Genomic DNA, 9,362 nt, shown 5'->3' with positions numbered 1-9,362 from the left:
GGGGGGCTGCTCACTCGGCCCCATGCTGAATCTGCGCCTGGCGCGCCCCTGCGTGGTGGTGGATCTGCGGCGGATCTCGGGCTTGCGCCTGCTGGTGCGCGAGGACACCCATCTGGGGCTCGGCGCCGGCTGGGCCCATGCGGAGATCGAGGACGGCGTGGTGCCGGACGTGACCTTGGGACTGATGCGGCGGGTCGCCCATGGCATTGCCTATCGGGCGGTGCGCAATCGCGGCACCATCGGCGGCAGCCTGGCCCATGCGGACCCCGCCGCGGACTGGATCTCCACGCTCACCGCGTTGGATGCGGAACTGGTGATTGTCGGGCCCAGAGAAACCCGCACGGCCCGGCTGCCGGCCTTCATGCGTGCGGCCTATACGCCGGCGCTGGCGGAGGACGAGATCCTCACGGCGGTGCGCATCCCGATCCTCTCCGAGGGGGCGTGCTGGGGCTATCACAAGATCTGCCGCAAGACCGGCGAGTTTGCCCAGGCCATCGGCGCCGTGGTGCTGGACCGCCCCCGCGGCTTTGCCCGCATCGTCTGCGGTGCGGTGGAGGCGCCGCCCGTGGTGCTGGCGCAGGCCTCCGCAGCCCTGCTTGCCGGGGAGACCGCCCGCGTGCAGGCGCTGGCGCGGGAGGAAACGCTGGCCGCTTTGGCCGGGCACGATGCCACCTTCCGGGATCTGCATGTGGTGGCGGTGGAACGCAGCTTGAACGAGGCGGGTCTGTGATGAATGCCATCTCTCTCACGGTGAATGGCACGCCGGTGAACGCCAGCGTCGCACCCCGTACCCATCTGGCGGATTTCCTGCGCGAGCACCTCGGCCTCACCGGCACGCATCTGGGCTGCGAGCAGGGTGTGTGCGGCGCCTGCACGGTGATGATCGACGGCAAGCCCATGCGCTCCTGCATCGCCTTTGCCGCCACCTGCGACGGCGCCGAGGTGCGCACCATCGAGGGGTTCGCGGATGATGCCTTGATGGGCGAATTGCGCGAGGCGTTTTCCCAGCATCACGCCTTGCAATGCGGCTTCTGCACGCCGGGCATGCTGGTGTCGTCTCATGACATCGTCTCGCGGATGGGCGCCATCAGCGAGCAGGAGATCCGCGCGGAATTGAGCGGCAATCTGTGCCGCTGCACCGGCTATGTGGGCATCGTCAATGCGGTCCACGCCGTGGCCGAAGGCAAGGCGGCGGCGGGCGTTTCCGTCGCGGTGCCGGACGTCGGCAGTGTGGGCGCGGGGCAGGGCGCGCCGATTGCGGCCAAGGCGCCGCCGCCATCCGTTGCCGCGCCGCCGCTGGCGTCCGCAGCGCCAATCCTGGGGGACATGCCCGGCGGAAGCACCTTGTCGCAAAGCGTGCGGATCGCAGCGCCTGTGGATGCGGTGTGGCCGGCGCTGAAGGACATGGACACGCTGGCGCTCTGCCTGCCCGGCGCCGAACTGGAGAGCTTTGATGGCACCACGGCGCGTGGCCGCATGGTGGTGAAGTTCGGCCCCATCAAGGCCGGGTTCGGCGGCGAGGCGCAGGTGCGGTTCGACGATGCGGCGCGTACCGGCACGGTGTCCGGTGCCGGCCGCGACGGCGGATCGGGCTCGCAGGTCCGTGGCGAGATCAGCTTCGCGTTGCGGCCGGACGGGGCGGGCAGCCTGCTGGACGTGACCCTGCGCTATCGCATCACCGGCGCCCTGGCGCAGTTTTCGCGCGGCGCGCTGGTGCAGAATCTGGTGGGCCATCTGGCGGAGATATTCGCCGCCAACCTCGCCTCGCGCTTGGGTGGAAGCGGCGGGGCGCCGGCCGCCGCGGCCGCGGTGCGCGAATTGAGTGCCTTCGCCCTGCTGCTGGGGGCGGCACGCGCTTGGCTGAAGGGGCTGTGGGGCGGCAGGGGAACCGGCGCCTAGGGCGATCCGGCGCCCGCGAGAAAGAGCGATACGCATCGCTTGATGACACGAAAATAAGAAGTACACTGATTAAAATCGAAAAAGCTTCGAGAGGGCAGGATGCAGTGGCAGAAGGTGGCGGCGCTGGCCGACCTGCGCGACGGTGGTGTGGTGGGCGTCGAGATCGACGGCCTGCCGCTCGCCTTGTACCGGCTGGGGGACGAGGTGTTCGCCACCCATGGCATCTGCACGCACGCCCTAGCCTTCCTCAAGGATGGCTGGGTGGAGGACGGCACCATCGAGTGCCCGCTGCACCAGGGCGTGTTCGACATTCGCACCGGCAAGGCCCGCTGCGCGCCGCTGACCCAGGACGTGCAGACCTATGCGGTGATGGTGGTCGGCACCGATGTGTTCGTGGATCTCAAAACAGGGGATACACATCCTAATACCGAAGCGGACGCGGCCCCGCCCTCGCTGCCTTCGGCCGCACCGCGCCGTCTGGTGATTGTCGGCGCTGGACAGGCGGCCGCCGCCGCCATCCGGGCGGCGCGGGAGGCCGGTTTCGACGGGGCCATCGATCTGGTGGGGGCGGAGCTGCATCCGCCCTACGAGCGTCCGCCGTTGTCGAAAGACGTGCTGAGCGGCAAGGCGGATCTGACCAATTGCGTGCGCCTCGCCGTGGCGGAGGCCGAGACCTTGGGCGTGACGCTGCATCTGGGCATCCGCGTGGACGCCATCGACGCGCAGGCGCACACGGTATCGCTCTCGGACGGCCGCCAGCTGCCCTACGACGCGCTGCTGCTGGCCACCGGCGGCACCGCCCGCCGGCTCGCCATCCCCGGTGGCGACCTGCCGGGCGTGCGCTATCTGCGCACCATCGAGGATGCGCAGGCCATCGCCGTAGCGCTGGATAAGGCGCGCACGGTGGCGATCATCGGCGGCGGCTTCATCGGCCTGGAAATGGCCTCGGCGGTCATCGAGCGGGGCCTTGCCGCCGTGCTGTTGGAGCGCGAGCCGGAGGTGATGGCGCGCCTGCTGCCGCCGCAACTGGGCCACGCCTTCCGCGCCACGGCGGAAGCCGCTGGGGTGGAGGTGCGGCGCGGGGTGAGCGTCGAGGCCATCACCGCGGATGGCGCCGGCTATCGCCTCCTCACCTCCGCCGGCGCTGTGGCGGCGGATCTGGTGCTGGTGGGCGTCGGCCTGGAGCCGGACACGGCGCTCGCGGTTGCGGCGGGCTGTGCGGTGGAGGGCGGCATCGTGGTGGATGCGGCCGGGCGCACCAGCGTCCCCGGCATCTGGGCGGCGGGCGATTGCACCTTGCACCATGTGCCGGTGGCCGGCACCCGCCGCCGCCTGGAAAGCTGGCAGAATGCGGAGGACCAGGGCGCCGCCGCCGGGCGCTCCATCGCCGGATCGGAGCAGGGCGCGGCGGACAGGGCGCCATGGTTCTGGAGCGACCAGTTCGGCCTGAATATTCAGATGCTCGGCACGCCGGGGGCGCTGGATGAGGTGGCGCTCAGCGGCGCGCCCTCGGGCCCCGGCGCCATCTATCGCACCCTGGATCCGGACACCGGGCACGTGACGGCGGTGGTGGCCTTCTCCGCCCCCGCCGCCATCCGCGCCGGTCGCGCGGAACTTGCCGTGCCCACCCGCTTCGATCTTGCCGCGGCCGGCGCCCGCCTGCTGCCGCGCACCCCTGACACCCCACGGCCGGAGGACGTTCCCATGAGCGCAACACCGAGCGCAGAGCCTGTCGCCCCGCTGGCGCCGACCTATGTGTGGCCCAAGGACGGCCTCTCGGCCATTCCCGACTGGGTCTATACGGACAAGGCCATCTACGAGCGCGAGGTGGAGCGCATCTTCCATGGCCGCACCTGGAATTATGTCGCCCTGGAATGCGAGATCCCCAATCCCGGCGACTTCATCCGCTCCAATGTGGGGCCGACGCCGGTGGTGGTGGCCCGCGCCGAGGATGGCACCATCCACGCGTTCGAGAACCGCTGTGTCCACCGCGCCGCCGAATTCTGCCGCGACCTCTCCGGCAATGCCAAGGAGTTCGTCTGCCCCTATCACCAGTGGTCCTATGATCTGAAGGGCAATCTGGTTGGGGTGCCGTTCCGCCGCGGGGTGGACGGCAAGGGCGGCATGCCGAAGGACTTCAGACCCTCCGAGCATGGCCTGCGCCAGCTTTCGATCACCACCCATCGCGGCGTGGTGTTCGCCTCTTATGTGGACGACATGGAGCCGTTCAGCGAATATCTGGGCGAGGAGGTGCTGCGCGAGTTCGAGGCCACCTTCGACGGCCGCAAGCTCACCTTGCTGGGCCATTATCGCCACAGCCTGCCGGGCAATTGGAAGCTGTATCACGAGAACCTCAAGGACCCCTATCACGCCACCTTGCTGCACACCTTCCTGGTGACGTTCGGCCTGCTGGTGGCGGGCAACAAGTCGCTGATGCTGGCGGACCCCACCGGACGGCATGGGGTGATGGCTTCCGCCAAGTCCACCGCCAAGGTCTCCGAAGACAAGAAGAAGGAAATGCGCGCCTACAAGGAGGGCATGACCCTGGAAGAGCCGCGCTTCATGGACTTCATCGACGAGTTCGACAGTCCCTGGTCGGTGACCATGGCCACCATCTGGCCGAACCTGATCGTCCAGCGCGAGATGAACACCCTGGGCATTCGCCAGATCGTGCCCACAGGGCCGGACGAGTTCATCATGAAATGGACCATGTTCGGCTTCGAGGGCGACGACGAGGAGATGACCCGCCACCGCCTGCGCCAGGGCAATCTCATGGGGCCGGCGGGCTTCCTCGGCCTGGAGGATAACGAGGCGATCAAGTTCGTGCAGGACGGTATGCTGCGGGTGCCCGGCGGCGAGCACATCGTGAAGCTCGATCCCGATACCGAGACCGGCACCGCCGACACGCTGATCTCCGAGGCGGCGATCCGGGCCATGTACCAGCATTGGCGCCAAGCCATGGGCATCGGGTGAGGAGGATCGACATGCTGACCGTTACCGACATCACCACCGTCCCCGCCGACCTCACCCCGGAGGCGCGCCTCAACGCGCTGCTGCTGAAGAGCGAGGTGGAGGATTTCAACACCGCCTATTGCGCGGCGCTGGATGCCCAGCGTCTGGCCGACTGGGCGGAGATGTTCACGCCCGATGGGCATTACATCATCATCTCGCGCGAGAATTACGACCGCAATCTGCCGGTGGGCCTGATCTATTGCGAGAACCGCGGCATGATCCGCGACCGCGCTTTCGCACTGGAAAAGACCGCCATGTTCGCCCCGCGCTATCTGCGCCATCTGGTGGGCAATCTCCAGGTGCGCGAGACGGCGGAGGGCATCGTCGCCTCGGCCAATTATGCGGTGTTCCAGGTGCTGTTCGATCGGCCCGACGCCACCGTGCACCAGGTGGGGCGCTATGAGGACATCTTCCAGCGCACCCCCGACGGGCTGAAACTCAAGAAGCGCGCGTGCATCTATGACAGCCTGCTCATCGACAACGCCCTGTGCATTCCTGTGTAAGGCGCGCCGGGAGCGCACGGCCATGAGCGAAACCCAAAGCCAAGCGGCCGCCGTGCCGCCCCTGGCGGCGTGCGGCCCGCAGGGCGAGGTGGCCGCGCTGGTCGCCGCCCATGGCGGCGGCGCGCGCCGCATCAGTGACACCATCGGCGCGGCTTTGGCCCGCGCCCATGAACTGCAGCCGGTGCACGGCGCCTTCGCGGCCATCGACGATGCCGGCGCCCGTGCGGGGGCTGCGGCGGTGGAGGCGCGGCTGGCGACGGGCGAGGCATCCTTGCCACTGGCCGGCGTGCCAGTGTCGGTGAAGGACATTCTCGACGTGGCCGGGCTGCCCACCCGCTGGGGCTCGCCCTTGTTTGCGCAGGCGCAGCCGGCGGCGGCGGACATCGCCGCCGTGGCGCGGCTGAAGGCGGCGGGCGCGGTGATCCTCGGCAAGACCACCACCACGGAGTTTGCCCATTCGCCGCTGGGCACGTCGCCGCTCACCGGCCTCACCCGCAATCCGTTCGCGCCGGACCTGACCTGCGGCGGCTCCTCCTCCGGCGCTGGGGTGAGTGTTGCCACCGGCATTACCCCGGTGGCGCTGGCCACCGATGCCGGCTGTTCCACGCGCCTGCCGGCGGCCTGCACCGGCACCTATGGCTTCAAGCCGACCCTGGGGCTGATCCCGCACGAAAAGGTGCCGGATGCCTTTGGCAGCTTCATCCATCTCGGGCTCATTGCCCGCCATGTGGCCGACATCGCCGCCGTGCTGCCGGTGGTGGCCGGCCCCCATGCGGGCGATCCCTGGAGCCAACGTCCGAGGCCCGTGGTTGCATCTGGGCCGGAGGCGCCGCTGCGGGGCGCCACGGTCCTGCTGTGGCTGCGCACCGGCAACAGCCGGGTCTCGCAGGAGGTGGAGGCGGCGACTTTGGCTGCCGCCGGCATTCTGGAGGCGCTGGGCGCACGGGTGCAGCAGGAGGATTATGCCTTCACCCATCCCGATCCCATCTGGACCACCTTGCAGCAGACCAACTGGGCGCTGCGGTTTGCGGCCACGCCCGAGGCGGATGTCGAGCGCCTGTCGCCGGCCTTGAGGGCGGGCATCGTCGCGGCGCGGGGCTATAGCGGCCTTGATTTGCAGCGGGCGCAGGTGGCGCGGACGGCGCTGTACCGGGCGGTGCAGGGCAAGCTGGGGCAGGGCTTCGATTTCATTCTCACCCCCTGCGTCTCCGCTGCCCCCGTCGCCGCGGATTTCGATCTGGCTGCGCCCTTGGTGGTGGATGGCGTGGAGGCGGGGCCGTTGCGCTCGGAATGGACCGCAGCGCTGTCGCTGTTCGATCTGGCCGGAAATCCGGCCATCGCCATGCCGGTGGGATGTGCGGCCAATGGCGGGCCGCTGGGCGTGCAATTGGTGGCCGGCTGGAACCAGGATCTGGCCCTTTTGGCGGCGGCGCGAGCGTTTGAGGCGGCCTGCCCGCCGCCGCGCTGGACACCCGCCCCCTAAGAGGCGGCCGCGGCGGCCGCCCCTGAGGTGGATCGGAGCAAGGTCAGCGACCGCCCTTGGTCGCCTGGCTGATGAGCACCGGATCAAGCAGGGCATTGGTGTAATAGCCCTCCACACTCTGACCCGCCGGGATCAGCCCGCCCTCGGACAGGACGGTGAGCGCCGTCGTCCAATCTTCCGCCGCCATGATGCCCATGGGCTTGTCCTTGGTGGCCGGGGTCGCCACCAGGCCGCGCAAGGTCTCGATCTGCGCCCGCAGGATGGCCGGGTTCAGCTTGGCATTGGGCCGGGCGGCGATGATGGCCTCCACCGCCTCGTCTTCGTGGCCGGCGAAGACATAGGTCCAGGTGCCGGCGACGATGCTGGCGAAGCGCCGCAGGGCATCGCCTTTCTCGGCAATGGTCTTCTCGGTGGCGAACAGGCCGAAGCTGGGAAACTCCAGCCCGTAATCGGCGAATTTGATCGCGGTGGACGGGCGCTGCGCATCCACCACCGCCAGCAGGAACGGAATGGAGGAGAAGGCGCCGTCGGCGCGGTTCATCATGTAGGTGCCGGCCTTGGCGGCGGCATCCACGCTGACCAGTTCCACGTCCGCCCGCTTCAGCCCGCCGCTGGCCAGAAAGCGATCAATGAACGGGGCTTCCAGGGAGCCGGCGGTGAACACCAGCTTCTTGCCCTTCAGATCCGCGGGGGTGCGGATGCCGCTGTCCTTCGGCACCAGCAAGCCGATGTCGTTCTGGCGCACAAAGGAGGCGATGGCCTTCACCGGCAGCCCCTTTGCCCTGGCAATGGCCATGGGCGCCAGCGAGGCATGGCCCACGTCATACTCGCCATTGCCGACGATCTGCACGGTGGAGACCGAGCCGTTGCCGTCAATAATCTCCACGTCCAGACCGTTCTGCGCGAACAGGCCCTTCTTGGCCGCCAGATGGAACGGCGCCTGGTTGCCCCACGGTGTCCAATCCAGGCGCACCCGGATTAAATCCGCGGCGCTGGCCGGATAATTAATCAGCATACAGCCTAATAGGGCGGCACATACAGCACGGGCGATTTTTGCACGCATCGCGTTGTTCCTGATTATCTGGAGGTTTTATAGGTCTAAAACGAAAGCAGAAAAGGCCATGCCCGGCAAGGGACAAAAGGGGTATGCTGTATGAAATCAGACGCTGCCCCAAGGCCGCGCGCGGCGGCCCGCCCGGGCCGGGACGAAATCCGGAGTTTGCATGGAAGACGTGATCACACGGACATTGCCGCCCCATGGCCGGCCGTGCTCCCATGGCCAATTGACCGAGATCGCCCGCCATGGGTAAGGCGAAGGTGGCCGTGGGCCTGAAAAGCGAAAAAGAGGACGCCGTGAAGACAAAAACCGTTGCCGTGGAGCCGGCGGCCCCCGTACAGCCGGTGCCGCTTTGGGCACGGCCGGGCTTTCTGGTGCGCCGGCTGCATCAGATCCACTCGGCGATCTTCCTGGAGGAGTGCAAGGACTTCAACCTCACGCCGGTGCAATACGGCCTGATGACCGCGCTGTTGCAGCATTCCGGCAGCGACCAGCGCACCTTAGGCGTGGAGGTGGGCATTGACCGCACCAACGTGGCGGACGTGCTGGAGCGGCTTCAGGACCGCGGGCTGGTCCGCCGCGCCCGCAGCGAAAAGGACCGGCGCTCGGTGAATGTCTTCATCACCGATGAAGGTCGCGCCCTGGTGGACCAGATGTACGCCAGCATGATCCGCGCCCAGGAGCGGCTGCTGGCCCCACTCGATCCGGAATACCGCTCCGCCTTCATCGCCATGCTGGCACAATTGGTGGAAGGCAATAATGAGCACAGCCGCGCCGAATTGCGGGCCGACTTCACCGGCCGCAAGCGCAGCCGCCGCGGCGAGGAGTGAGGCGCGTCCGCACCCTTGCCCATTCGCATCGCCCGCCCTCGCACCCGTGGTGACCAGCCCGATGATGCTTGAGGTTCGCCCCGTGTCCGCTCAAGATGCGCTGCACCCTCGACTAGCTCATGATCGGAGATAGGGCCATCGTCCAGGCCGGTCACCGCGCGCAGCTCGACGCGGCCATTGGTGGTTTCGAACATCCTGATCTGCTCGGCGCGGTGCGCCGTCAGGCCATATTGCAGATTGATGCCGGCCAGCGCGGCGGAATGTGATCCCGTGCGCGTGCCGCAGACAACACGCCCCGCGCCCAAGACAGAATCCACCAGAACCTAACAGTCATCGGAGATGGTACTTCATGGTTCGCCGGTGAAGGCCGCCGAGCGGTTGTGTTTGATGAAGGCGCGCACCGCCGCGGATAGCTCGCTCTTGCGATGGGCAATCGCCAGCTCCGACATTGTCTGGATGCCGCGGATATTGCGGTACTGAACCCCAGGCAGTCTGAGGCAGTCGAGAGATTTTGGAACCAGCGCTATTCCCAGGCCGACGGCGACCATGCTGGCAATGGTCGTGAAGTCCCTGCCGGT

The 9,362-nt window shown here is 68.0% G+C and carries 8 protein-coding genes and 1 pseudogene; 6 read left to right on the top strand and 3 right to left on the bottom strand.

Annotation, left to right across the window (positions count from 1 at the left end):
- From AAG816_RS26915 to AAG816_RS26895, 5 genes are all read left to right on the top strand, one after another.
- On the top strand, nucleotides 1-730 hold a 730-nt coding region (locus AAG816_RS26915; protein ID WP_341992798.1), incomplete at its 5' end, for an FAD binding domain-containing protein.
- Nucleotides 730-1,899, top strand: coding sequence for a 2Fe-2S iron-sulfur cluster-binding protein (locus AAG816_RS26910; protein WP_341992797.1), 1,170 nt, complete (start codon nucleotides 730-732; stop codon nucleotides 1,897-1,899). The genes AAG816_RS26915 and AAG816_RS26910, both read left to right, overlap by 1 nt.
- Nucleotides 1,900-1,998: 99 nt before the next feature.
- Nucleotides 1,999-4,872: an FAD-dependent oxidoreductase gene (locus tag AAG816_RS26905; RefSeq protein WP_341992796.1), complete on the top strand. Its 2,874-nt coding sequence runs from the start codon at nucleotides 1,999-2,001 to the stop codon at nucleotides 4,870-4,872.
- 11 nt (nucleotides 4,873-4,883) lie between these two features.
- Nucleotides 4,884-5,414 carry an aromatic-ring-hydroxylating dioxygenase subunit beta gene (locus AAG816_RS26900; RefSeq protein WP_341992795.1) on the top strand — a complete coding sequence of 177 codons (531 nt, stop codon included), beginning with the start codon at nucleotides 4,884-4,886 and terminating at the stop codon, nucleotides 5,412-5,414.
- 22 nt (nucleotides 5,415-5,436) lie between these two features.
- Complete coding sequence (locus AAG816_RS26895) at nucleotides 5,437-6,897, top strand: amidase family protein (protein WP_341992794.1); 1,461 nt, start codon at nucleotides 5,437-5,439, stop codon at nucleotides 6,895-6,897.
- 43 nt (nucleotides 6,898-6,940) lie between these two features.
- Here the strand turns inward: AAG816_RS26895 and AAG816_RS26890 are convergent, their stop codons facing one another.
- Nucleotides 6,941-7,870, bottom strand: coding sequence for an ABC transporter substrate-binding protein (locus AAG816_RS26890; RefSeq protein WP_341992793.1), 930 nt, complete (start codon nucleotides 7,868-7,870; stop codon nucleotides 6,941-6,943).
- Nucleotides 7,871-8,250: 380 nt separating this feature from the next.
- Between AAG816_RS26890 and AAG816_RS26885 the strand changes: the two genes are divergently transcribed.
- Entirely contained in the window at nucleotides 8,251-8,784 is a 534-nt protein-coding gene (locus tag AAG816_RS26885; RefSeq protein WP_341992799.1) for a MarR family transcriptional regulator, read from the top strand.
- Between the two features lie 107 nt (nucleotides 8,785-8,891).
- On the opposite strand, the pseudogene AAG816_RS26880 reads toward AAG816_RS26885, so the two are convergent.
- Both AAG816_RS26880 and AAG816_RS26875 read right to left on the bottom strand, forming a co-directional pair.
- Nucleotides 8,892-9,041: pseudogene (locus tag AAG816_RS26880) on the bottom strand (DUF932 domain-containing protein); the annotation flags it as partial.
- Between the two features lie 90 nt (nucleotides 9,042-9,131).
- Nucleotides 9,132-9,362 (bottom strand): LysR substrate-binding domain-containing protein (locus tag AAG816_RS26875; RefSeq protein WP_341992792.1); only part of this gene is annotated, 231 nt, incomplete at its 5' end.

The organism is Azorhizobium sp. AG788, from assembly GCF_943371865.1.
Taxonomy (GTDB): domain Bacteria; phylum Pseudomonadota; class Alphaproteobacteria; order Rhizobiales; family Xanthobacteraceae; genus Azorhizobium.
Note: the sequence above shows the minus strand (reverse complement) of the source record. Positions and strands in the feature narration are given on the sequence as shown.

Bases quoted from the DNA above. Each gene is read 5' to 3' on its own strand.
- AAG816_RS26895 (WP_341992794.1), top strand. From the start codon at position 5,437: ATGAGCGAAACCCAAAGCCAAGCGGCCGCCGTGCCGCCCCTGGCGGCG.
- AAG816_RS26905 (WP_341992796.1), top strand. From the start codon at position 1,999: ATGCAGTGGCAGAAGGTGGCGGCGCTGGCCGACCTGCGCGACGGTGGT.
- AAG816_RS26900 (WP_341992795.1), top strand. From the start codon at position 4,884: ATGCTGACCGTTACCGACATCACCACCGTCCCCGCCGACCTCACCCCG.
- AAG816_RS26910 (WP_341992797.1), top strand. From the start codon at position 730: ATGAATGCCATCTCTCTCACGGTGAATGGCACGCCGGTGAACGCCAGC.